This window comes from Pseudomonas sp. R2-37-08W (genome assembly GCF_003851705.1).
In the GTDB taxonomy this organism is placed as follows: Bacteria; Pseudomonadota; Gammaproteobacteria; order Pseudomonadales; family Pseudomonadaceae; genus Aquipseudomonas.
In genome coordinates this window covers 1,365,664-1,386,613 of sequence record NZ_CP027728.1, presented here as the reverse complement: position 1 = coordinate 1,386,613, position 20,950 = coordinate 1,365,664, and the positions used below count along the sequence as shown (strand labels likewise).

Sequence of the window (20,950 nt, the reverse complement as noted above, 5' to 3'; positions counted from 1 at the left end):
TTACTTCACGTAACAGACGTTTTGTTGACCTTAGGATTTTACCTACGCGCAACGGCGCGAAGCATAGCGCAGCACTCGTCGCATTTCCCTGCATAAAGCTGGTCAAGTGCGTGGCCCGCCGCTAGAATTGCGCACTTTTTGATCAGAGGCGTCACAAACGCCCGTGTACCGCCGTGTCGTGCCCGACTGGCGGCGTCATTCAATACCGAGGTTAGACATGTCCACCACCATCGCAAAAGCCAACCCCAAGGTCGGCTTTGTATCCCTGGGTTGCCCGAAGGCTCTGGTTGACTCCGAGCGCATCCTCACGCAACTGCGTATGGAAGGCTATGACGTCGTGTCCACTTACCAGGACGCCGACGTGGTGGTGGTCAACACCTGCGGCTTTATCGACTCGGCCAAGGCTGAATCCCTGGAAGTGATCGGCGAAGCCATCAAGGAAAACGGCAAGGTCATCGTGACCGGCTGCATGGGCGTGGAAGAAGGCAATATCCGCAACGTCCACCCAAGCGTGCTGGCGGTGACCGGGCCGCAGCAGTACGAGCAGGTGGTCAATGCCGTACACGCCGTGGTGCCGCCGCGCCAGGACCACAACCCGCTGATCGACCTGGTGCCGCCGCAAGGCATCAAGCTGACCCCGCGTCACTACGCTTACCTGAAGATTTCCGAAGGCTGCAACCACAGCTGCAGCTTCTGCATCATTCCGTCGATGCGCGGCAAGCTGGTCAGTCGTCCGGTCGGCGACGTGCTGGACGAAGCCCAGCGCCTGGTCAAATCCGGCGTGAAAGAGCTGTTGGTGATCTCCCAGGACACCAGCGCCTATGGCGTCGACGTCAAATACCGCACCGGTTTCTGGAATGGCGCGCCGGTGAAAACCCGCATGACCGAACTCTGCGAAGCCTTGAGCAGCCTGGGCGTGTGGGTGCGCCTGCATTACGTTTACCCGTACCCGCACGTTGACGAGCTGATCCCATTGATGGCCGCCGGCAAGATCCTGCCGTACCTGGACATCCCGTTCCAGCACGCGAGCCCCAAGGTGCTCAAGGCCATGAAACGCCCGGCCTTCGAAGACAAGACCCTGGCACGCATCAAGAACTGGCGCGAAATCTGCCCGGACCTGATCATTCGCTCGACCTTTATCGTCGGTTTTCCTGGCGAAACCGAGGAAGACTTCCAGTACCTGCTGGACTGGCTGACCGAAGCCCAGCTGGACCGCGTCGGCTGCTTCCAGTACTCGCCGGTTGAAGGCGCCCCGGCCAACCTGCTGGACCTGGCCGTGGTGCCGGACGACGTCAAGCAAGACCGTTGGGAGCGCTTCATGGCGCACCAGCAGGCGATCAGCTCGGCGCGCCTGCAACTGCGCATCGGCAAGGAAATCGAAGTGCTGATCGACGAAGTCGACGAGCAAGGCGCGGTTGGCCGTTGCTTCTTCGATGCGCCGGAAATCGACGGTAACGTGTTTATCGACGACGCCAGCGGCTTGAAACCCGGCGATAAGGTGTGGTGCACGGTGACTGACGCCGACGAGTACGACTTGTGGGCTGAAAAGCGCGATTGATTGTAAAAAAATGAAAAAGCCCCGCTCCTGAACAGGATGCGGGGCTTTTTTACGTCTATCGTTTTGCCCATCACTCCCAATAAGGCAAAGGGTCGCGGGCATGCGTCAGCATTCGGTCATCCACACACCTAAAACCTGCGACTACCCAGAGTTGACACGCATTTGGGAGGCCTCGGTGCGGGCTACCCACGACTTCTTGCCGGACAGCTACATCCTGCGCCTGAAAAACCAGGTGCTGACTCGCTATCTGGACGCCGTGATGCTGATCTGCACCAAGGACGCGCGCCAACGCATCACCGGGTTCGCCGGAGTGGCTGCGGGCAAGGTCGAAATGCTGTTTATCGACCCACCCTTTCGAGGCCAGGGCCTGGGCCGGCAATTGCTGCGCTATGCGATCGAGTGCATGAATGCCGATGAGCTGGATGTGAACGAGCAGAACCCCCAGGCGCTGGGGTTCTATTTCAAGCAAGGCTTTGAAGTGGTCGGACGCACGGAACACGACGGCCTGGGCCAGCCCTATCCGTTGCTGCATATGCGCCTGCGCCAGCAGCAGCACATAGGCAGTGGCTGACCACCTTTTGAATCGCGCTTTATCAATAAAGCACCGCGCTGAAATGGGGCCGGGATTAACCGGCCCCACACAGGTACAATAGCCGCCCCCTTTTGTTACGGCCCTTGTCATGACTGACCCCATACGCCTCTCCAAACGCCTTATCGAACTGGTCGGTTGCTCCCGTCGGGAGGCTGAGCTGTTTATCGAAGGCGGCTGGGTCTCGGTGGACGGTGAAGTGATCGACGAACCGCAGTTCAAGGTCACCACCCAGAAGGTCGAGCTGGACCCCGAAGCTAAAGCCACGGTGCCGGAGCCGGTGACCATCCTGCTGCACGCTCCGGCGGGCATGGATGCCGAGACGGCCATGGCGTCGATCAGCGCCGAGACCCTGTCGGAAGAACACCGCTTCAGCAAGCGCCCGCTCAAGGGTCACTTCCTGCGCCTGACCGCCAGTGCCGACCTGCAAGCCAAGGCCAGCGGCCTGCTGGTATTCACCCAGGACTGGAAGATTCTGCGCAAGTTGACCGCCGATGCCGCCAAGATCGAGCAGGAATACGTGGTGGAAGTCGAGGGCGACATCGTGGCCCACGGCCTCAACCGCCTGAACCACGGCCTGACCTACAAAGGCAAGGAGCTGCCGGCTGTGAAAGCCAGCTGGCAGAACGAAAACCGCCTGCGGTTTGCGCTGAAAAACCCGCAGCCGGGGGTGATAGCGCTGTTCTGCGAAGCCGTTGGCTTGAAAGTCGTCGCCATCCGGCGCATTCGCATCGGTGGCGTCTCCATTGGCAAGGTGCCCGTGGGCCAATGGCGTTACCTGTCCGGCAAAGAGAAGTTCTAAGCCGGTGCCCTTTTCCCGACACTGCCTGACTGGGCAGTGTCTACCCCGTTGAAAACCAGGATTGCCCACCATGATTCACAACGACGTACTGCGCAGCGTGCGCTACATGCTCGACATCAGCGACAACAAGATGGTCGAGATCATCAAGCTCGGCGGCATGGACGTAACCAAGGAAGACGTGCTGACTTACCTCAAGAAAGATGAGGAAGAAGGCTTTGTGTTCTGCCCGGATGAGGTGATGGCGCATTTCCTCGATGGCTTGGTCATGTTCAAGCGCGGCAAGGACGAAAGCCGTCCACCGCAGCCGATCGAAACCCCGGTGACCAACAACATCATCCTGAAAAAACTGCGCGTGGCCTTCGAATTGAAGGAAGACGACATGCACGCCATCCTCAAGGCTGCCGAGTTCCCAGTGTCCAAGCCGGAGCTGAGCGCGCTGTTCCGCAAGTTCGGTCACACCAACTACCGCACCTGTGGTGACCAGTTGCTGCGCAACTTCCTCAAGGGGCTGACGCTGCGGGTTCGCGCGTAAGCCATGAGTTATCAGGTCGCGCCCGTCGGCTTCGTACGCTCCTGCTTCAAGGAGAAGTTCGCTATCCCGCGCCAGCCGCAACTGGCGCCGGCCGCCCGCGGTGTGCTGGAGCTGGTGGCGCCGTTCGATGGCGGCGAAGCCGTGCAGGGCCTGGAACAGGTCAGCCATGTGTGGCTGCTGTTTCTGTTCCACCAGGCGCTGGAAGACAAGCCACGCCTTAAAGTGCGCCCGCCGCGCCTGGGCGGCAACACCGCCATGGGCGTATTCGCCACCCGCGCGACCCATCGCCCCAATGGCATCGGCCAGTCGGTGGTAAAGCTGGACAAGGTAGAACCGGGGCGCCTGTGGATTTCCGGGATCGATTTGCTCGACGGCACGCCGGTGCTGGATATCAAGCCGTATGTGCCCTATGCCGACAGCGTTGATACCGCCACCAACAGCATCGCCAGCGGTGCGCCGCAGCTGATTGGCGTGCAGTGGCTCAAGACTGCACTGCAACAGGCCCAGGGCCATGCGCAGCGTCTTGGCGAGCCGTTAGTGGAGTTGATCGATCAGTGCCTGGCGCAGGACCCGCGCCCTGCCTACCAGACGCCCGGGCCTGAACGCGAGTACGGTGTGCAGTTCTGGGATGTGGATGTGCGTTGGCACTATCCCGAGGCGGGGCTTATTTGTGTGCTGGAAGTACTTCCAGCCAACTGAATGGACCGGAAACAAAATGTGGGAGGGGGCTTGCTCCCGATGGCGGTGGTTCAGTCACAGATGAGTTGACTGACACACTGCTATCGGGAGCAAGCCCCCTCCCACATTTTTTATCGCGTTTTATTTTTCGACGAACGCACGCTCGATCAGATAATCCCCCGGCTCACGCATGCGCGGCGAAACTTTCAGACCGAAGCTGTTCAGCACTTCGCTGGTCTCGTCCAACATGCTTGGGCTACCGCACAGCATGGCGCGGTCGTCTTCGGGGTTGATCGGTGGCAGGCCGATGTCGCTGAACAGCTTGCCGCTGCGCATCAGGTCGGTCAGGCGGCCCTCGTTTTCGAACGGCTCGCGGGTCACGGTCGGGTAGTAGATCAACTTGTCACGCAGGGCCTCGCCGAAGAATTCGTTCTGCGGCAAGTGCTCGGTGATGAATTCGCGGTAGGCGACTTCGTTGACGTAACGCACGCCATGGCACAGGATCACTTTTTCGAAACGCTCGTAGGTCTCCGGGTCCTGGATCACGCTCATGAATGGCGCCAGGCCCGTGCCGGTGCTGAGCAGATACAGGTGTTTGCCCGGCTTCAAATCGTCAAGCACCAGTGTGCCTGTCGGTTTTTTGCTGATGATGATCTCGTCGCCTTCCTTCAAATGCTGCAACTGGGAAGTCAGCGGGCCATCCGGCACCTTGATGCTGAAGAATTCCAGATGCTCTTCCCAGTTCGGGCTGGCAATGGAATAGGCGCGCATGAGCGGGCGGCCGTTGGGCTGTTGCAGGCCGATCATCACGAACTGACCGTTCTCGAAGCGCAAACCCGGATCGCGGGTGCACTTGAAGCTGAACAGAGTGTCGTTCCAGTGATGAACACTGAGGACACGCTCGTGGTTCATGTTGCTCATGTACGGGGGACTCCTGGAAATGGGCCTGCGCCACAGGTGAAGTGCGCAATTGCACAGCATTCTAATGGCGGCGACAATATCTGTTAACTGGATTATTAAGATAAGGGTTATCGGTTATATCGATATGCGATTCACTCTCCGTCAACTGCAAGTCTTCGTCGCCGTCGCCCAGCAGGAAAGCGTCTCCCGCGCTGCTGGCCTTCTGGCCTTATCCCAATCAGCCGCCAGCACGTCGATTACCGAGCTGGAGCGCCAATCCAGCTGCCAATTATTCGACCGCGCCGGCAAACGCCTGAGCCTCAATGCGCTCGGGCATCAATTGCTGCCTCAAGCGGTGGCACTGCTGGACCAGGCCAAGGAGATCGAGGACCTGCTCAACGGCAAGTCCGGCTTTGGCTCACTGGCCGTGGGCGCCACCCTGACCATCGGCAATTACCTGGCCACCCTGCTGATCGGCAGCTTCATGCAGCAGCACCCCGAGAGTCAGGTGAAACTGCATGTGCAAAACACTGCGCATATCGTGCATCAGGTGGCGCATTACGAAATTGATCTGGGTCTGATTGAAGGCGATTGCAGCCATCCGGACATCGAGGTGCAGACTTGGGTGGAGGATGAGCTGGTGGTGTTCTGCGCGCCCCAGCATCACTTGGCCAAGCGTGGCGTGGCCAGCATGGATGAGCTGACCCATGAGGCGTGGATCCTGCGGGAACAAGGCTCAGGCACGCGCCTGACATTTGATCAGGCTATGCGCCATCATCGCAGCGCACTGAATATCCGCCTGGAGCTGGAACACACCGAGGCGATCAAACGAGCAGTGGAGTCGGGTTTGGGGATTGGTTGCATTTCGCGACTGGCACTGCGCGATGCGTTCCGGCGTGGCAGCCTGGTGCCGGTAGAAACCCCGGACCTGGACCTGGCCCGGCAGTTCTACTTTATCTGGCATAAGCAGAAGTACCAGACCTCGGCGATGCGCGAGTTCCTGGAACTGTGCCGCGCTTTTACCGCCGGGGTTCAGCGCAGCGACGAAATCGTATTGCCGAGCATCGCCTGATCGTTAGATCAGAATGACCGCCCACACCAGCGCGATCATGGTCAAGGCCACGAACTGCGCGGCGCTGCCCATGTCCTTGGCGTTTTTCGACAGCGGGTGGCGGTCCAGGGAAATGCGGTCGATCGCCGCTTCCACCGCAGAATTGAGCAATTCGACGATCAGCGCCAGCAGGCACACGGCAATCAGCAACGCCCGTTCGACGCGGCTGACCTGCAGGAAAAAACTCAACGGAATCAGGATGACGTTCAGCAGTACCAACTGGCGGAACGCCGCCTCGCCGGTGAAAGCCGCGCGCAGGCCATCCAGGGAATAGCCCCCTGCGTTGAAGATACGTTTGATACCGGTTTGACCCTTGAAAGGCGACATAGATGTAGGCAACTGAACCAAAGAAGTGGGGAAGCTAGATCACGCAAAGTCAAAAAAGCGTGAACCGGTTGTAACTTAATGCTGCGAAATTGACTCAAGTTGTTGCAAGAGCAACGCCGCCTGGGTGCGCGTTCGCACCCCCAACTTACGGAAAATCGCCGTGACGTGGGCCTTGATGGTCGCTTCCGACACGCTCAGCTCGTAGGCAATCTGCTTGTTCAACAAGCCCTCGCAGACCATGGTCAACACCCGGAACTGCTGGGGCGTCAAACTGGCCAAGCCATCACGGGCCGCCTTGGCTTCCTCGGACACGTTGATTTCTTCAAACGCTTGCGGTGGCCAGGACACATCGCCGTCCAGTACGGCACGCACAGCCTTTTGGATATCTTCCATCGCGCTGGACTTGGGAATGAAGCCGCTGGCGCCGAACTCCTTGGAGCGCACCACCACATCGGCGTCTTCCTGGGCCGAGACCATCACCACGGGAATCTGCGGATATTGCCCGCGCAGCAGCACCAATCCCGAAAAACCATAGGCGCCGGGCATGTTCAGGTCGAGCAGCACCAGGTCCCAGTCGGATTTTTCAGTCAGGCGGGCTTCCAGCTCGGCAATGCTGGCGACTTCGACCAGTCGCACATCCGGGCCAAGGCCCAGGGTTACGGCCTGATGCAGCGCACTGCGAAACAGCGGGTGGTCATCGGCTATCAGGATTTCGTATGTGGCCATTGATTAAATGATCCTGTTTTTTAGGGGAGCCCTGATGGGTTCAGGGTCCGCCAGTACACAAGCAACAGCCAGGCAGCCATCGCCACGGGGCACGCTCAACGTCAAAAACACGCGAAACAACGTCGAAAAACCAAGCTAGCGCCCCAATCGGCGCCCAGCATGCCCAGCGCAACCTGGGGGGTCAAGCGCTACGCCCATGGGGATTTTAGCGGGTTACGCGATTAAGGTGCCATCATGCGAACGTCGAGGGGTCAGGCCGCCGGGATATAAGGCGCCAAACGCGTGTGGACACTGTCCGTCGCGTCCAGAGGCAACTGAAACTTGGCGGCCAGATAATGCGTGCTGAATACATCGAGGTAGGCGTCCAGGACTTCGCTGGCGAGCTGATCATCGGCCAACTCCAGACACAGCGCGGCAACCTCGGCGGTGCAGAAATGATCATCACGCTTGGAGCGGCGCAACTTGTAGCGTGACAGCTGCTCCGGCGCCAGGCTCAGCACAGGCAAATGCTCAAGGTAGGGGCTCTTGCGAAACATCTTGCGCGCTTCGCTCCAAGTGCCGTCCAGCAGGATGAACAGTGGGCGCTTGCCCGCCTGGGTATTCACCGCGCTGACCACCCGCTCGGGCGCCACGAATTCGCCGGGGAACACGATGTACGGCTGCCACTGCGGATCGGCCAGCAAGGTGAGCAGGTCCGGATCGACTTCGGTGCGCGACCAGGCGAACGCCGTGGTGTCGTCGATAACGTCGGCGATCAGCCAGCCGGTGTTACTGGGTTTCATCGGTTCGACGTCGTGCATCAACAGGCACATGGCAGCGTTAGCCTGAACCGTTGGTCGCCATGCGCACAGGCAATAGTCGGGAATCACTCGGCAACCGGTGCACCGCTCGGCACGCGATCCCCGATTAAGGAAAGGCCTGACGGCTCGGGCCAGGCGCTGGGTACGCAAGCGGGAGACGGCGTGGCTCATCGGATGCGCCATACAGACGGGTAAATCGACACAGGGTCACTCAAGAGCAATTGAAGTGCGCGCAGTTTACCAGCGATACGCCTGGCTGTAGTGGCAAGCGCTCACCTATAATTGCGCGCCACTGAACGCACAGCGCAGTGGCTGGTCTATGCACCAGTAACCGAATCAGGAGAGTTTGATGCTGCGTTCCATGCTGCGCCTCGTTGCCCCATCCGTCGCTATTGCGCTGGCCTTGCCTGTGGGCGCCCATGCAGCCTCGCTGCTGGAGGCGCAAATGAACCGGAAGCTGCAAAGCGTCGCGACCGAAAGCAACAAGGACCTGCCCCGGGAAATCGATGAAAAAACCCTGGAAGTGGCCTACACCGTTGAAGGCACGCAACTGATCGATCATCTGAGCGTGCAGCCTGACCGCGCCGAACAGATGCGTGCCAATCCCAAGGCGGTATATTTCCAACTGGGCCGCAGTGTCTGCACCAACCCAGGCTACCGCGAGCTGATGGCGAAGGGCGCGGTGATGCGCTACGAAATCACCGAGAACAAGACCAACCGTCCTGTAGCCTCGGTAAAGTTCGCCGAAGCCGATTGCCCGGCTCCAGCCAAGAAGAAAAAGTAACCCCGGCTTGCCTTTCGCGCGTGGCTGCCTGGCGACGCGCACTCCCCCCGCTCCAACGCCTAACGCCAAGACAAGTGACCAATAAGCGGTTGCCAGCCAAGGGTTTTTCGGCCCATGATCGCATCATTCCATCCGCCCGCCCGCAGCAGCATTCACGGCTGTTCTGCAACATTTTTCAGGGCAAAAGAGGCCTGCCCTCCTGCGGCAAGCAACGACACATGCAGTGTCGTGGCCCCTGCCGACGCTCGTCGGCTACCCAGGCCCTGTGAAGAAGGAGAAGTTGAATGCCTTATGAATCGAATGACTCCCTGCTCCAGCTTTTTGAACAAAATGGCACCAACCTCACGCAACAGGTGGACGCGCAACTCCAGCTGATCGCCCCCAACAGTGCAAATATCCCCTGTATCGCGACATGATCCTCACCGTTCTGCGCATGGCCCAGGACGACCGCGATCGCTGGAACGCCAAGATCACCTTGCGCGCCATTCGTGAGTTGGACCACGCCTTCCGTGTGCTCGAACAGTTCAAGGGGCGGCGCAAGGTTACGGTGTTCGGCTCGGCACGTACGCCAGTGGAAAGCCCCCTGTATGCATTGGCTCGAGAGACAGGCGCGGCGTTGGCGCGTTCCGACCTGATGGTCATCACCGGCGGCGGCGGCGGCATAATGGCTGCGGCGCATGAGGGCGCGGGCCTGGAGCACAGCCTGGGGTTCAACATCACCCTGCCGTTTGAACAGCATGCCAATCCGACCATCGATGGCACCGACAACCTGCTGTCCTTCCACTTCTTCTTTACCCGCAAACTGTTTTTCGTCAAGGAAGCCGACGCACTGATCCTGTGCCCAGGTGGTTTCGGCACCCTGGACGAAGCCCTGGAAGTGCTGACCCTGATCCAGACCGGCAAAAGCCCGCTGGTGCCGGTAGTACTGCTGGACGCACCCGGCGGCGGCTTCTGGCAAGGCGCTCTGGATTTTATCCGCAGCCAGCTGGAGGCTAATCGCTATATCCTGCCGACCGACCTCAAGCTCATACGCCTGGTATACAGCGCAGAAGAAGCCGTGGACGAGATCAATCGGTTTTATGCCAATTTCCATTCAACGCGCTGGCTGAAGCGTGAGTTCGTAGTGCGTATGCATCATCCCCTCAGTGATCGAGCCCTGGCGCATTTGCAGGATGAGTTTGCCAGCCTGCGGCTGAGCGGAGCGTTCCAGCAGCTTGCCTACACAGGCGAAGACCATGACGAGCCAAGGTTCAGTCACCTGACGCGACTGGTCTTCAACTTCAATGGCCGCGACCAAGGGCGATTGCGCGAATTGGTGGATTACATCAACTTGCCGGAAAATTGGGCCCAGGCTCAGGGCGAGACGCAGCAGCGAGTGGCGCCACAGCCTGCGTGATTTTCTGCAGGCAAAAAAAAGGCCCACTATTTTCATAGTGGGCCTTTCGTTTTGTGGCGTTCAGTCGTCCATATCCCGACCGCTTAACAAGCGGCTGATCATGTCCATCGAAAAACCGCGATAGCTAAGGAAGCGGCCTTGCTTCGCACGCTCCCTGGCATCAATTGGCAGATGCCCTGAAAACTTGCGGCGCCAAGTCTCTTCCAACTGCGACTGCCAACTGATACCGCACTCACGCAGGGCGAGGTCAATATCGGCACGTTGCAGACCACGCTGGCTCAACTCTTCGCGAATCCGCGCAGGGCCATAACCGGAGCGCGCGCGGTAGGACACAAAGCTTTCGAGGTAGCGGGCTTCCGATAGCAGCCCTTCTTCCGTCAAGCGGTCGAGGGCTGTTTCGATCATTTCGGGCTCTGCGCCGCGCTGACGCAATTTGCGCGTCAACTCGACTCGACCATGCTCGCGCCGTGCGAGCAGGTCCATTGCAGTGCGCCGAACGGCAACGAGTGTATCCAGTACAACAGTCATCGTTTGCTTCAGATGTCAGTGTCGGCTTCTTCCATCTCGTCAACCGGCTCACGGTTGGCGGCGGCTTTGACGTCTGGCGCAGGGGTCAGCAGCTTGTCGCGAATCTGCTTCTCAAGCGTGGCGGCGATATCCGGGTTGTCTGCCAGGAATTTGGCCGAGTTGGCCTTGCCCTGACCGATCTTGCTGCCGTTGTAGGCATACCATGCACCGGACTTCTCGACAAAACCGTGCAACACGCCCAGGTCGATCATCTCGCCGTTCAGGTAGATGCCTTTGCCATAAAGAATCTGGAATTCTGCCTGACGGAAAGGCGGGGCTACCTTGTTCTTCACGACTTTGACGCGGGTTTCGCTACCGACAACCTCGTCACCTTCTTTCACCGCGCCGGTACGACGGATATCCAGACGAACCGAAGCGTAGAACTTCAGCGCGTTACCACCGGTGGTGGTTTCCGGGCTGCCGAACATCACACCGATTTTCATACGGATCTGGTTGATGAAGATCACCAGGCAGTTGGCGTTCTTGATGTTGCCGGTGATTTTACGCAGCGCCTGGGACATCAGACGGGCTTGCAGGCCCACGTGCATGTCGCCCATTTCGCCTTCGATTTCTGCCTTGGGTACCAGGGCAGCCACGGAGTCGACCACGATCACGTCGATGGCGTTGGAGCGCACCAGCATGTCGGTGATTTCCAGGGCTTGCTCACCGGTGTCTGGCTGGGAAACCAGCAGGTCGTCGACGTTGACGCCCAGCTTGCCGGCGTATTCAGGATCCAGGGCGTGCTCGGCATCGACAAATGCGCAGGTGGCGCCCATTTTCTGAGCCTGGGCGATCACCGACAGGGTCAGGGTGGTTTTACCGGAAGATTCAGGACCGTAGATCTCAACGATACGGCCTTTTGGCAGGCCGCCAATGCCGAGCGCGATATCCAGACCCAGAGAGCCAGTGGAGATAGCCGGGATCGCCTGACGGTCGTGATCGCCCATACGCATTACGGCACCCTTGCCGAATTGACGTTCGATCTGACCCAGGGCCGCAGCCAAGGCTTTCTTCTTGTTGTCGTCCATTAAAGTCCTCACGTAATCAATAAGGCCTGACGGCCAACACCTGTATAAGTAGACAGTATTGTTCCACAAAGATCGAAGATCGCCTACCCCTGATTGTCTATTTTTGCTGCAGCTCGTCGCAACAAGCCCTCCAGCGCGGCTTTTACCGTTTGTCGGCGGACTTCATCGCGGTTACCGTGGAAGTGCGCAAGCTCGGCCGTGACCTCATCGCCCACGCCGAACGCCAGCCAGACCGTGCCCACCGGCTTGTCCCGCGTACCACCGTCCGGGCCCGCCACGCCGCTGACCGCCACGGCAAACCGCGCCAGGCTTTTTTCCTGTGCCCCTCGCACCATCGCTTCGACCACTTCCTGGCTGACGGCGCCAACTTTGGAAAACAGTTCTTCCGGCACGTTCAATTGCCGGGTTTTCTGTCGGTTGGAATAGGTGACATAGCCCGCCTCGAACCACGCCGAACTGCCCGGTATGCGCGTGATGGCTTCGGCAATACCGCCGCCGGTGCAGGACTCGGCGGTGGTGACATGGGCGTTGAGCACCTGCAAACGGCGCCCCAGTTCAGCAGCCAGTTGAGTGATTTCCTTCACGGTCGTCTCCAGGAATGGGCGGTGGTTCGCCTACCCTACAGCAGCCCATCGGTCATGCAAGTTGCAGAGTGCATCAAAAGACTAACGCGCGACGGCTCGCACATAGGCCTGGCAGGCACGCAAGGCGATCAGGGCGTTATCGCCGTCGTCGGTGATGCGGATAATTCGCTGAGCATGCGCCGGGTCAAGTCGGGCTCGTGGGGCTGCATGAACCACGTCGCCGGGGGCGGAGGTGGCAGGCACTGTGCAGCCAGTGGCGGCGCTGTCGAGAAGGACTGACAACCGCACATCAGCAGTGGCCAGGCGGTCGCGCAGAGCAGCTTGGTTACGTTGGGCATCGCTCAACTCCTGGGTGTGTTGTTGGTCACTGGCGTTGAGCTGTTGCTCCAGGGCCAGGCGCTTTTGTTGTTCTGCCTGTTGCTGTTCGAACGCGGCCTGGCGTTGCTGGCTCAGCGCCAGCGCATGACCCGCCGCCTGCCGCTCAAGCTGCGCACCATAGCGCCAGGCCTGCACTTGCCACACCAGCGCGAGCAGCAGGCACACGCCGACCCAGCGCAACCAGCCTAGGAAACGCATAGCACTGCCTTCGCCCGCTCCCACAACTGCACGCGGTCCTGCAGGCCGTTCAGGCCGCCGTTGATACGCCGGGTAATCGTGGTGAACTGGTCCTTGTCGGCCAATTCGTTGAGGCCGTTGGTTTGCCAGAACCAGGCGGCGGATTCGCAGGCCCATTGGGGTTGTTCGAGCAGCTGCGGTTGCTGCAGCAGGCGATCATCGCCAAACAGTGCCTGGCTGCATGCCAGGTAGTTGCGCCGTCCCGTGACCTGAATCAGCCCCCTCCCCCGGTACTTCTGCCCATCACCATCCGCCTCCGGGGTATTGCCCAGGCGGGCGGACAGGGTGCCGGTGTCGTACTTGCTGAGGTAGTGATCGCTGCCCAGCTCGCGTACGTAGCGCAATTCGGCAGATTCGTGGCCGACTTGGGCGAGGAAGGCGGCGATGCGCTTGGCACTGTTAACGTCGTACCGGACGAAAGCTGCATTTAAAGGAGACAAAAAAATGCCCGCTCGAAGGCGGGCCTCAGGCATCACACCCAGAAGCTGGGCAAGTGTCATCAGCATTGGTTTTACTCTGAAAAGTGTCTACACCGATAAACCGCTGGCCTGGATCGTGCACCGATAGCCGTCTGCTCGTTTACCGCTGGCCGTTACCTTCTTGATCGACCAGCGCCCCTGCATAAAGCTTGGCCACGACTCGTCCAGCAGCAGCAAGCCTTCAGCGGCCAACGAGGGATTACCGGGGCAGACCACATTGATCTGCATCCCTTCCCGCTCCACACGCCGCATTTCTCCCTGCGCCGCTGAGCGCGCTTCGTCCTCGCTCTGGTAGCGTTGCGTCACCACCTTGAACGGCGCGATGCCCACCTCCACGACATGCTTTTTGCCGGCCGCCGCATCCCACCAGGACGTTTGCGCGCCGTTGTATTTGGCACGGCAGGCTTCGGTGAAGCTGGCGCTGATAAAGGCCTGGTCACCCGGGCGATTGTTACGGGTAACGGACAACTGCACATCCGGCAGTGCCTTGCCCGATAGTGACTTGATCTGGCCTTTACGCCCCAGCACATACAGCTCGTCGACAGGCTTGGCCACCGCATCGAAGCGTTTGGCCAGCCTGGTCAGAAAGGCCATGTCGCTTTCATTGGTCTGATCAATGTGCGCGATCTGCTCGCGCTCGAGTTCAGGCGCCACACGCGGCGAAAATCCGTAACGGCTGGTCAATTGGCGAAACAGTGCGCCCAAGGTTATCGGCCCATGGCTGGCGGTACGGCGCTGCTTGAATTCGTGCTGATCGAACGGCGCTGCCGTGGCCACCAGCGCCAAGCGCATCGGGAACAGGGACGGTGTACGCTGAGTGATCTTGAATACGCCCTTATCCACCAGGCCGGACTCAAGGTACCCCACGCGCAAGCCGATCTTCCCGCCCAGCTCGGGCAACCCTTCAAGGCCCTCGATATCGAGGGTCAGCGTGAGCTGGTCGGATACAAAACCCGCCGCGTCGACATGCTCCCATTCCAATAGCCGCTCGTTGAACAGCGCAGCATTGGCGCCATACAGCTCCACTACAGGTGTGAATCCAAGTGCCATGATCGCTCCTTAATCCCAGGCTGAAACCGGCCGGCTCGCAGCAGGTTGCGCATCCAATTCGGGCACCAGCACGCTGACGCCTGCCGGCAATACCGCGCCCTTTTCCCCAAGCTCCGGATTCAAGCGCCACAGCGCTTCTTCTGCGGCATCATCACAACGCCCCAGCTCTCGGTAGAGCAGCAGGTTCACCGAGTCGCCAGCGATACTTCGAACCCTACGCATTGACGAACTCCTCCAATACCAGCGACCAACCGATCGCCATCGCCGTACCGTCGTCGATCACGCTGGTTTGTTTTTCGCTGATCGACTTGATGGTCCACAAACCCCAGTTACGCCCCAGGCCGTCTACCAACGGCAACGGTGCCCGCAGGTCTTGCAAGGCGCGCAACTCATCCAGGCGCTGCATGCCCTTGGCACGCGCTGCCTTGCCACCAAAGGCCAGTGTTTCCAGATCCTGCCCCACTTGGCTGGACTTGGGTTTGCCAGCAATGATGTTCAGGCTGACCCAGCCACCAGTGCTTCCACGATCCAGGGTGTCGTAGGCGAACCCGCGCGACAGCCCGAAAATAAACGTGCCCAACACCATCTGTTGTCGCATCACACAGCTCCATCGGTGAGTGCTGCGCCACGTCGCGTCGCCAGCAGGTTGTCCATCGACAGCGGGGTAAATTGCGCTTCGATCTGTTGCACCACGAGTGTCGCCAATTGCTGATAGCTGGCTTGCTCCGGCGCGTTGATAGTGATTTGCGGGGCAAAATTGATTTGGCGGTTATCGGCTTGAGGGGTGTTGAGGTTGTGGCTGACCTGCGAAGGGGGCGGCAAGCGATCCTCGGTCCCCATCACTTTTTCAGCCAGCCAGGCGCCAACGTCGCTGCCGACGAACGTCCCGACGGCACCGCCGACCACCTTGCCGATGGCACCGCCGGCAACGCCGCCCATGACGCCACCCAGCAGCGTGCCAGCACCCGGCACAACCGAACCGATCACCGCCCCCGCCAGCGTACCGACAGCTCGGCCAATCGCCATGCCGGCGAACTCACCGGCAAAACCCCCGGCGACCCCGCCGCCTACCGAGCCCACGCTGGTGCCAACCGCTTCACCCAGATTCCCCGACAGCGCGCCCTTGGCGACATCGACTCCGGCGTTCGCCAGCACCAGCCCCAACGCAGCCCCCTTGGCGACTTTGCTGGCCTTCGTCGTTCTGCGCGACCGACCAGCGCCCGGCGCCGAACCCGGCGTACGATTGCCTGCGGGTGTTTCGTTACTCTGAGATTGCTGCGAACGAGCGGATGAGTCGATGGCGCCGCCTTCGCCAAGAATTTTCCCGGCGACCTTTTCAAAGACCTTGTCTTTCACGGCATCGAAAACGCCGGAAATCAACGGCCCCAGCGCAGCACCCACCAGCGTGACGGCGGCGGTGGCCTGAGGCAGGGCTTCGGCCAACCAACTCACACCATTGACCAAACTGGTCATCGCCGTCAGCGAGGTATCCACAACGGGCGCCAGGGCGGTGTCGGAAGCGGTTTGCAAACGTGTAGTACTGGCCTCGTAGGCCTGTCGACGGGCCTGGGCGGAATCGGCGCGAACCGCTGCCGAGCGCAGGAGAGCGCCATGATCCCCCAGCGCCGATGTGGCGTAGCTGGATGTGTCGGCCACTTGCGAAAAGGCCAGCTTCACAGTGTCGATCATCGGCACCAGGCTCAGAATCGCCTGGTTACCGTCGAACAGTTGCGTCGCCAGCGCCGCCTGTCTTTCGGCCGGTTGCGCTTTGAGTGCCTCCAGCACGGTGACCAGGGTCTGCGCAGCATCCTGTTTCATTCCGCCGGCCAACACTTCGGGGTCAAGCTTCAGCGCTGCCCAAGCGTTACGCTGCCCAGGGGAAGCGCTGTCGCCTTTAGCCAGGGCGGCACTGATTTTTTCCAGCCCGAGGCCAGCAGCGCCTTTGCTATTACCCGCACTCAGCAACGCCGCCGACAGTGCCGCCGCCTGCGCGGGGCTCATGCCCGCATCCGTCGCGGCAGCACCCTGATGTTGCACAATGGCCGCGATATCCGCCGATTCGGCCTTGAGCGAGACAACATTGCCCAGCACCGTTGTCGCGTCGGCCAAGTCCAGGGTTTGTGCGCGGTCCAGATGCATTGACTCGCGCCAGCCGCCCATGAGTTCACCGGCGTGCTTGACATCGATTTTGAACGCCGTCGCCATGATCGCGGCGTCGCGGGCAAACTGCTGCAGGTCAGCCTGGCGCCCGGCCTGGTCGATATTGCCTGAAGCGTCAACTCGGTCGCTGCCGATACCCGACTTGGCGGCAACGTACTCGACCTTCGCAAGGTCAACGGCGCTTGCGCCACTGGCCGCCACCACAGGCTCCGACGCCATGGCGAGGTTGGCTTCACGCATTGACTTGCGCTCGCGTCCGACGAACTGCAACAGTTGGCCCAGGTCGCTCATCGCGGCATCCAGTGCCTGCGACGGTGTGCCTGTATTGGCCGTCGTGCTGGTAGTTGTATCGCTCGCTCCCGCCGGCTCGGCGTCGGCTTGCCGAGCGTCCATCACCTTGAGCAACGAGACGTTGAACAGCTCGAGCGTCTCCACAAGGCGGCTCTGGCCTTCGGCCAGATGATTGATCTGCAGGCTGGCATCGGCCAATGCCAATGCCAGGTTCGCAGCACTCCCCGGCCCAGCCTCAGCCGGACCCGTCAGCGTTTGCGCGAACGGGTTGAGGCTGGCCTGCCCGCCACCCTGTGCCAGTGAGCCTTGAGTCAGCCAGCCGTCCTTGACGATCGCCGACCCGCCCGCATAGTTACTGTCTGCCATCCCGCTCTACTCCTGTTTGAGCCCAAGGCGACTGATCGCGATGTCATAGCGGCGCATTGCTTTCCCGGCATTCCAATCGAGGATTTCCGCTTCGCTTACCGAGTAAACCAGCGGTACTACATCGAGGATCACTTCGATGTCGCGTTCCGAAAGAAGTCCGCCGGTTTGTTTAAAAAATCGTCAATGCGCCCCTGCAACTCTGTCCAGTCGGGCACGGTGAGTCCGGCGAGATCGGGAATCATCAGGCCGGCGCAATGCGCGGTGATGAACTCGGCACGTTCTTTATTGGTGGGCAGCTTTTTCATCACTTTGGTGGCGCGCAGGGCGGGCATTTCCAGGGTGACGTGGGTGAGCGTGCGGCCGCTGGCCTCAAGGGGCAGCAGCAGCGCGACCTGCTCGCAGGTCAACGATTCGCGTGGCGCATCGGCTTGATCGAGGAAGAACGATGCAGGCTGAGTCGACATCTCGTGTACGTATTGCGCGATGCTGACGTAGTCCGGGCGCTTGAGTTGGTCGAGCTCTTTTTCCGACAGGCCGGTGGCGAGCTTCGCCAGTTCGAAAAACTGGTCATCCTCATCGTCGCCGGCGCGTGCCAGGGCTTCTTTCTGTGGCGCGTAGAACAATGGTTTCAGTTGAATCTGCTCGATCACGACGCCGGTGTCGGCGGTGATCGGGGACAGCAGGATGTGTAACGGAGGCATCCAGGCCATGGGGCAATTCCTTGATGGGGTATGGAGGCGAGCTGACCCGCCCCCAGGGGGATTAAGGCATCAGCACGGCGCGGCGCGCGTCACCGAGGATGTCGACGCCGTTGAGCACGAACTTCTGGGTGCGCACATCGATGTCGATCACCGGAATACCGTTTTCCAGACGGCTGTAGGTGCGGCAGGACAGTTCCAGGGTGGTGACCGGCTTGGCGTTCATCGTCAGTGCGGTTTCGGCCAGAGACTTCAACTTGCCGCCGACGGTGTGGTAGGTGAAGTAGGTCTTGCCATCCTGGTCCTGGCCGGCTTCGCGCACGTTCAACAGGATGTCATCACCCTGCGTGACGCCAAGCGCCAGCAGAATTTCTGCACCAACCCCTTGCAACACCAGGGTTGCGCCCAGCACCTTGGCGCTTTTGGCCACCTCTTCGGCGATGAAGCGCCCGCCGGTCATCGGGTCCATTTCGAACTCGATCTTCGGCGGCGTAAAGGAATCGACCGTGGCCGACAACGGCAGGCCTTGAAGGGTGGCCGCAATGGCCTGTCTGACTCGGTTGGTAAACATTAGAGAACGTCCTCCAGGAACTGCTCGATGATTTCATCGCGGGCGTTGAGTTGATAAACCATGTGTTCGTTCGGCGCGTAGCGGCCGTAGTCGATGACGATGAACCAGGTGCCGTTCTTGTACTTCTCGACGCTGTTCAACTCCGGGTGCAGGTAGACGCTGCCGCCAGGGATGGTTTCGTCGGCAACCAGGGTTTGCAGCCAGTCATTGATGCGTTTGACCTCCTGGTCCATGAAGGACTTGGTGAGGTTCTTGGCCATGGCCTTCTGGCCGGCCTTGACCAGTTTGCGGCTGATGGCGTCTTCGAGGCCGACGTAGCTGATGAACTTGCCGGTGATGGAACGGTTACCCAGCAGCGAGAAACCGCCGAGCACCGTGCGGGCGTAGTAGCTCACGCCGTAACGGTTGAGCAGGTCGCCTTCGGTGGAGGTGTCGAGGATGTTGTACTCGACGACGCGGGAAACGTCTTCGGCGAAGGTCACCTGATTACCTGGGCTTTCCCATTGCTTGACCTTGGCAAGCGCGGCGATGGCCAACGAGGACGGCGACAGGAACACGTTCTTTTTCGCGGCCTTGGAATACACCGACGGCATGTTGTGCACCAACAGGCAACGGTCGAAGCCGAGGTCGGCACCGCCCAGTTCGCCGCTGTAGGTCACTTGATCGGCAACCGAAGCGTCCTTGCCATCCAGCACCACACGGGCCTTGATGCGCTTGCCGAAGGAGGCGAACTCGCCGGCCACAGCCTTGGTGCCGGTAAAGCCCGGGGCGCCGATGATGGTCAGGTCTTCAGGCACGCTGCCCAGGGCCGCCAGGCCGAGTTTGCGACCGGTGACGGGGTCGTTGCCGCCGATCACATTGTTGACCGTGTCGGCCGGGGTGGCGCCTTCTTCGACGATGACCACATAGATCGGCACCTTCACCACTTTGAGGATCTGGTACACCGCTTGGAACAGCGTGCCCGACTCAGTACCGGTAGGGTCCAGCAGCGCCTGGGTGGTAAAGCTGTTAATGCGGAACGGAGCGTTTTTCGGGATCGAGGCATGGGCGTTGGGGGCGGTGCCCACCAGGCCGATGACGTTATCACCCAGGCCACCCATGGCCTCGGGGGATTCGGTGGCATTCACGGTGATGCCGTTGTGCTCGAAGTTCAAAACCTCAGCCATGATTAGTCAGCCTTCTTGGGGGTGGAGTTGAGGACGCTGGTCAGTTCCAGACGACCGGCGGTGCGCAGGGCGGATGCTTCGACGTCCAGCAATTCAAGCTCCTCGCCAGCGGTGGACCAGTGGCCGTTACCGATGGGGAAAGGGATGAGGACGGTGTAGGTTTGGCGGGTGGGCATGGGTAGGATTCTCCGGGTGAGAAACGCCAAAGCCCCTGCGGGGAGGGGCTTTGGGAGGGCGAAAAAAAACCGCTTTCGCGGTGGGGGTTATTTCAGGAACGTGGGCAGCACGGGCCATTCCAGCGCCGATGGTTCAGCTGCCTGTTCAGGAATATCACGTAATGCTGTGCGATAGGCCGCCACTTCAGTTCGTTGCGCATCGGAAGCGGGATAATCGGGCAGTTGAGTGAAATCGGTAGCCCTTAGCAACTGATCCCGACGCGCACGAATGGCAGCCCATTCAATTTCAGGTGTCGGCGTAGCAATCTTAAATGTTGGATTTTCGACGTTAGATAGTTCAGACATTTCCATTTCTCCTTAGCTAAAAATCACAGTGTCGGCCAACGAAACTTTGGTTTTAAGATCACCGAGATTAAATAGACGACCATTGCCTACACGCATGGTGTCTATACGGATGGTGGTGTAGTAAATATTTGGAATCAAAACCCGCATAACAATATTGCCATTTGCGTCTACGTAAACAGCTGGAGTCATATTTCCGAACGTGGACACATTGTGCAGCGTCCGATTCGGCTGATAGCAATAACCAACGAGTGTTTCGTCGATAATCTTTGCCGTACCGTAGCTATACCCCTTGATGTTGAACCAAAACATCTCAGAATTGACATTGATATTCAGAGGGATCTGAAAATGCATATAAACGTTGGCACTGGCTCCCAAGTCGGCTGGCTTAAAATCACCTATAGCTAAAGCCTCATATACGCCACCGGTACCATAGACGTGTCCTTGGAAAATTGTACTGCGGATGGTGCCCGGATAATTTGGATCACCTTCGACATCTTTTAGGCCGCGCCACTCATTGAACTGAGCTAGCGCACCTGCCATCGTCGCATTGATACTTCCAATTTTCCCATTAACCGCAGCGGTCAAATTATTCGCTGCTGTCACCAGCGATGTAATAGTCGATTCTAAACTCACGTGTAACTCCTTAATTTG

Annotated in this window: 26 protein-coding genes and 1 pseudogene; 8 read left to right on the top strand and 19 right to left on the bottom strand. The window is 59.8% G+C overall.

Features of this window, described 5'->3' with window-relative positions; translation table 11 throughout:
* Window positions 1-217: 217 nt before the first annotated feature.
* From rimO to tsaA, 5 genes are all read left to right on the top strand, one after another.
* On the top strand, window positions 218-1,558 hold the full coding sequence (gene rimO / locus C4J93_RS06245; RefSeq protein WP_124406428.1) for a 30S ribosomal protein S12 methylthiotransferase RimO: 1,341 nt from the start codon (window positions 218-220) through the stop codon (window positions 1,556-1,558).
* Window positions 1,559-1,658: 100 nt separating this feature from the next.
* The gene (locus tag C4J93_RS06240; RefSeq protein WP_124366043.1) at window positions 1,659-2,129 is read left to right on the top strand and encodes a GNAT family N-acetyltransferase; all 471 of its coding nucleotides are present in this window, start codon (window positions 1,659-1,661) and stop codon (window positions 2,127-2,129) included.
* A gap of 109 nt (window positions 2,130-2,238) precedes the next feature.
* Window positions 2,239-2,949, top strand: coding sequence for an rRNA pseudouridine synthase (locus tag C4J93_RS06235; RefSeq protein ID WP_124366042.1), 711 nt, complete (start codon window positions 2,239-2,241; stop codon window positions 2,947-2,949).
* A gap of 70 nt (window positions 2,950-3,019) precedes the next feature.
* Window positions 3,020-3,481, top strand: a complete 462-nt coding sequence (locus C4J93_RS06230; RefSeq protein WP_124361554.1) for a DUF1456 family protein — start codon at window positions 3,020-3,022, stop codon at window positions 3,479-3,481.
* 3 nt (window positions 3,482-3,484) lie between these two features.
* Entirely contained in the window at window positions 3,485-4,180 is a 696-nt protein-coding gene (gene tsaA / locus C4J93_RS06225) for a tRNA (N6-threonylcarbamoyladenosine(37)-N6)-methyltransferase TrmO (protein WP_124428866.1), read from the top strand.
* A 120-nt stretch (window positions 4,181-4,300) separates the two neighbouring features.
* Here tsaA and fpr read toward each other — a convergent pair whose 3' ends face one another.
* On the bottom strand, window positions 4,301-5,080 hold the full coding sequence (fpr, locus tag C4J93_RS06220) for a ferredoxin-NADP reductase (RefSeq protein WP_003189055.1): 780 nt from the start codon (window positions 5,078-5,080) through the stop codon (window positions 4,301-4,303).
* A 124-nt stretch (window positions 5,081-5,204) separates the two neighbouring features.
* Between fpr and C4J93_RS06215 the strand changes: the two genes are divergently transcribed.
* Window positions 5,205-6,131, top strand: a complete 927-nt coding sequence (locus C4J93_RS06215) for a LysR family transcriptional regulator (protein ID WP_010212678.1) — start codon at window positions 5,205-5,207, stop codon at window positions 6,129-6,131.
* A 3-nt stretch (window positions 6,132-6,134) separates the two neighbouring features.
* Here the strand turns inward: C4J93_RS06215 and C4J93_RS06210 are convergent, their stop codons facing one another.
* The 3 genes from C4J93_RS06210 to C4J93_RS06200 all read right to left on the bottom strand — a co-directional run bounded on the left by C4J93_RS06210 (window position 6,135) and on the right by C4J93_RS06200 (window position 8,194).
* The gene (locus tag C4J93_RS06210) at window positions 6,135-6,497 is read right to left on the bottom strand and encodes a diacylglycerol kinase (protein ID WP_124361552.1); all 363 of its coding nucleotides are present in this window, start codon (window positions 6,495-6,497) and stop codon (window positions 6,135-6,137) included.
* 75 nt (window positions 6,498-6,572) lie between these two features.
* On the bottom strand, window positions 6,573-7,223 hold the full coding sequence (erdR, locus tag C4J93_RS06205; protein WP_124361551.1) for a response regulator transcription factor ErdR: 651 nt from the start codon (window positions 7,221-7,223) through the stop codon (window positions 6,573-6,575).
* A gap of 251 nt (window positions 7,224-7,474) precedes the next feature.
* On the bottom strand, window positions 7,475-8,194 hold the full coding sequence (locus C4J93_RS06200) for a tRNA-uridine aminocarboxypropyltransferase (protein ID WP_124428865.1): 720 nt from the start codon (window positions 8,192-8,194) through the stop codon (window positions 7,475-7,477).
* Window positions 8,195-8,372: 178 nt separating this feature from the next.
* Here C4J93_RS06200 and C4J93_RS06195 point away from each other — a divergent pair, with 178 nt between their 5' ends.
* On the top strand, window positions 8,373-8,807 hold the full coding sequence (locus C4J93_RS06195) for a PA3611 family quorum-sensing-regulated virulence factor (RefSeq protein WP_124428864.1): 435 nt from the start codon (window positions 8,373-8,375) through the stop codon (window positions 8,805-8,807).
* A 284-nt stretch (window positions 8,808-9,091) separates the two neighbouring features.
* Window positions 9,092-10,203, top strand: a pseudogene (locus tag C4J93_RS06190) (TIGR00730 family Rossman fold protein).
* 60 nt (window positions 10,204-10,263) lie between these two features.
* Here C4J93_RS06190 and recX read toward each other — a convergent pair.
* From recX to C4J93_RS06120, 15 genes are all read right to left on the bottom strand, one after another.
* Window positions 10,264-10,731 carry a recombination regulator RecX gene (gene recX / locus C4J93_RS06185; RefSeq protein WP_124366036.1) on the bottom strand — a complete coding sequence of 156 codons (468 nt, stop codon included), beginning with the start codon at window positions 10,729-10,731 and terminating at the stop codon, window positions 10,264-10,266.
* Between the two features lie 8 nt (window positions 10,732-10,739).
* Window positions 10,740-11,798: a recombinase RecA gene (gene recA, locus C4J93_RS06180; protein ID WP_005785454.1), complete on the bottom strand. Its 1,059-nt coding sequence runs from the start codon at window positions 11,796-11,798 to the stop codon at window positions 10,740-10,742.
* Window positions 11,799-11,881: 83 nt separating this feature from the next.
* Window positions 11,882-12,382: a CinA family protein gene (locus C4J93_RS06175; RefSeq protein ID WP_124428863.1), complete on the bottom strand. Its 501-nt coding sequence runs from the start codon at window positions 12,380-12,382 to the stop codon at window positions 11,882-11,884.
* Window positions 12,383-12,463: 81 nt separating this feature from the next.
* Window positions 12,464-12,958 carry a lysis system i-spanin subunit Rz gene (locus tag C4J93_RS06170; protein ID WP_124428862.1) on the bottom strand — a complete coding sequence of 165 codons (495 nt, stop codon included), beginning with the start codon at window positions 12,956-12,958 and terminating at the stop codon, window positions 12,464-12,466.
* The gene (locus C4J93_RS06165) at window positions 12,946-13,503 is read right to left on the bottom strand and encodes a glycoside hydrolase family 19 protein (protein WP_124428861.1); all 558 of its coding nucleotides are present in this window, start codon (window positions 13,501-13,503) and stop codon (window positions 12,946-12,948) included. The genes C4J93_RS06170 and C4J93_RS06165 overlap by 13 nt, the downstream gene beginning before the upstream one ends.
* 21 nt (window positions 13,504-13,524) lie before the next feature.
* Window positions 13,525-14,526, bottom strand: coding sequence for a contractile injection system protein, VgrG/Pvc8 family (locus C4J93_RS06160; RefSeq protein ID WP_124428860.1), 1,002 nt, complete (start codon window positions 14,524-14,526; stop codon window positions 13,525-13,527).
* A 9-nt stretch (window positions 14,527-14,535) separates the two neighbouring features.
* On the bottom strand, window positions 14,536-14,748 hold the full coding sequence (locus tag C4J93_RS06155; protein WP_124361542.1) for a tail protein X: 213 nt from the start codon (window positions 14,746-14,748) through the stop codon (window positions 14,536-14,538).
* The gene (locus C4J93_RS06150; RefSeq protein ID WP_124428859.1) at window positions 14,741-15,124 is read right to left on the bottom strand and encodes a phage tail protein; all 384 of its coding nucleotides are present in this window, start codon (window positions 15,122-15,124) and stop codon (window positions 14,741-14,743) included. The genes C4J93_RS06155 and C4J93_RS06150 overlap by 8 nt, the downstream gene beginning before the upstream one ends.
* Window positions 15,124-17,343: a phage tail tape measure protein gene (locus C4J93_RS06145; protein ID WP_124428858.1), complete on the bottom strand. Its 2,220-nt coding sequence runs from the start codon at window positions 17,341-17,343 to the stop codon at window positions 15,124-15,126. Before C4J93_RS06145 ends, C4J93_RS06150 begins: the two co-directional genes overlap by 1 nt.
* Before the next feature lie 128 nt (window positions 17,344-17,471).
* Window positions 17,472-18,053 carry a phage tail assembly protein gene (locus C4J93_RS06140; RefSeq protein ID WP_124361539.1) on the bottom strand — a complete coding sequence of 194 codons (582 nt, stop codon included), beginning with the start codon at window positions 18,051-18,053 and terminating at the stop codon, window positions 17,472-17,474.
* Window positions 18,054-18,105: 52 nt separating this feature from the next.
* Window positions 18,106-18,612, bottom strand: a complete 507-nt coding sequence (locus C4J93_RS06135; protein WP_124366028.1) for a phage major tail tube protein — start codon at window positions 18,610-18,612, stop codon at window positions 18,106-18,108.
* Entirely contained in the window at window positions 18,612-19,778 is a 1,167-nt protein-coding gene (locus tag C4J93_RS06130; RefSeq protein ID WP_124428857.1) for a phage tail protein, read from the bottom strand. Before C4J93_RS06130 ends, C4J93_RS06135 begins: the two co-directional genes overlap by 1 nt.
* Before the next feature lie 2 nt (window positions 19,779-19,780).
* Entirely contained in the window at window positions 19,781-19,954 is a 174-nt protein-coding gene (locus tag C4J93_RS27080) for a hypothetical protein (protein ID WP_164484513.1), read from the bottom strand.
* Between the two features lie 87 nt (window positions 19,955-20,041).
* Window positions 20,042-20,299 (bottom strand): tail fiber assembly protein, encoded by a 258-nt coding sequence (locus tag C4J93_RS06125; RefSeq protein ID WP_124428856.1) that lies wholly within the window; start codon window positions 20,297-20,299, stop codon window positions 20,042-20,044.
* A gap of 12 nt (window positions 20,300-20,311) precedes the next feature.
* Window positions 20,312-20,932 carry a hypothetical protein gene (locus C4J93_RS06120; protein ID WP_124366025.1) on the bottom strand — a complete coding sequence of 207 codons (621 nt, stop codon included), beginning with the start codon at window positions 20,930-20,932 and terminating at the stop codon, window positions 20,312-20,314.
* Window positions 20,933-20,950 lie beyond the last annotated feature (18 nt).

Excerpts from the sequence above, each read along its gene's own strand:
- rimO (WP_124406428.1), top strand. The coding sequence starts at position 218 with ATGTCCACCACCATCGCAAAAGCCAACCCCAAGGTCGGCTTTGTATCC.
- C4J93_RS06240 (WP_124366043.1), top strand. The coding sequence starts at position 1,659 with ATGCGTCAGCATTCGGTCATCCACACACCTAAAACCTGCGACTACCCA.
- C4J93_RS06235 (WP_124366042.1), top strand. The coding sequence starts at position 2,239 with ATGACTGACCCCATACGCCTCTCCAAACGCCTTATCGAACTGGTCGGT.
- C4J93_RS06230 (WP_124361554.1), top strand. The coding sequence starts at position 3,020 with ATGATTCACAACGACGTACTGCGCAGCGTGCGCTACATGCTCGACATC.
- tsaA (WP_124428866.1), top strand. The coding sequence starts at position 3,485 with ATGAGTTATCAGGTCGCGCCCGTCGGCTTCGTACGCTCCTGCTTCAAG.
- fpr (WP_003189055.1), bottom strand. The coding sequence starts at position 5,080 with ATGAGCAACATGAACCACGAGCGTGTCCTCAGTGTTCATCACTGGAAC.
- C4J93_RS06215 (WP_010212678.1), top strand. The coding sequence starts at position 5,205 with ATGCGATTCACTCTCCGTCAACTGCAAGTCTTCGTCGCCGTCGCCCAG.
- C4J93_RS06210 (WP_124361552.1), bottom strand. The coding sequence starts at position 6,497 with ATGTCGCCTTTCAAGGGTCAAACCGGTATCAAACGTATCTTCAACGCA.
- erdR (WP_124361551.1), bottom strand. The coding sequence starts at position 7,223 with ATGGCCACATACGAAATCCTGATAGCCGATGACCACCCGCTGTTTCGC.
- C4J93_RS06200 (WP_124428865.1), bottom strand. The coding sequence starts at position 8,194 with ATGAGCCACGCCGTCTCCCGCTTGCGTACCCAGCGCCTGGCCCGAGCC.
- C4J93_RS06195 (WP_124428864.1), top strand. The coding sequence starts at position 8,373 with ATGCTGCGTTCCATGCTGCGCCTCGTTGCCCCATCCGTCGCTATTGCG.
- recX (WP_124366036.1), bottom strand. The coding sequence starts at position 10,731 with ATGACTGTTGTACTGGATACACTCGTTGCCGTTCGGCGCACTGCAATG.
- recA (WP_005785454.1), bottom strand. The coding sequence starts at position 11,798 with ATGGACGACAACAAGAAGAAAGCCTTGGCTGCGGCCCTGGGTCAGATC.
- C4J93_RS06170 (WP_124428862.1), bottom strand. The coding sequence starts at position 12,958 with ATGCGTTTCCTAGGCTGGTTGCGCTGGGTCGGCGTGTGCCTGCTGCTC.
- C4J93_RS06165 (WP_124428861.1), bottom strand. The coding sequence starts at position 13,503 with ATGCTGATGACACTTGCCCAGCTTCTGGGTGTGATGCCTGAGGCCCGC.
- C4J93_RS06160 (WP_124428860.1), bottom strand. The coding sequence starts at position 14,526 with ATGGCACTTGGATTCACACCTGTAGTGGAGCTGTATGGCGCCAATGCT.
- C4J93_RS06155 (WP_124361542.1), bottom strand. The coding sequence starts at position 14,748 with ATGCGTAGGGTTCGAAGTATCGCTGGCGACTCGGTGAACCTGCTGCTC.
- C4J93_RS06150 (WP_124428859.1), bottom strand. The coding sequence starts at position 15,124 with ATGCGACAACAGATGGTGTTGGGCACGTTTATTTTCGGGCTGTCGCGC.
- C4J93_RS06145 (WP_124428858.1), bottom strand. The coding sequence starts at position 17,343 with ATGGCAGACAGTAACTATGCGGGCGGGTCGGCGATCGTCAAGGACGGC.
- C4J93_RS06140 (WP_124361539.1), bottom strand. The coding sequence starts at position 18,053 with ATGGCCTGGATGCCTCCGTTACACATCCTGCTGTCCCCGATCACCGCC.
- C4J93_RS06135 (WP_124366028.1), bottom strand. The coding sequence starts at position 18,612 with ATGTTTACCAACCGAGTCAGACAGGCCATTGCGGCCACCCTTCAAGGC.
- C4J93_RS06130 (WP_124428857.1), bottom strand. The coding sequence starts at position 19,778 with ATGGCTGAGGTTTTGAACTTCGAGCACAACGGCATCACCGTGAATGCC.
- C4J93_RS27080 (WP_164484513.1), bottom strand. The coding sequence starts at position 19,954 with ATGCCCACCCGCCAAACCTACACCGTCCTCATCCCTTTCCCCATCGGT.
- C4J93_RS06125 (WP_124428856.1), bottom strand. The coding sequence starts at position 20,299 with ATGTCTGAACTATCTAACGTCGAAAATCCAACATTTAAGATTGCTACG.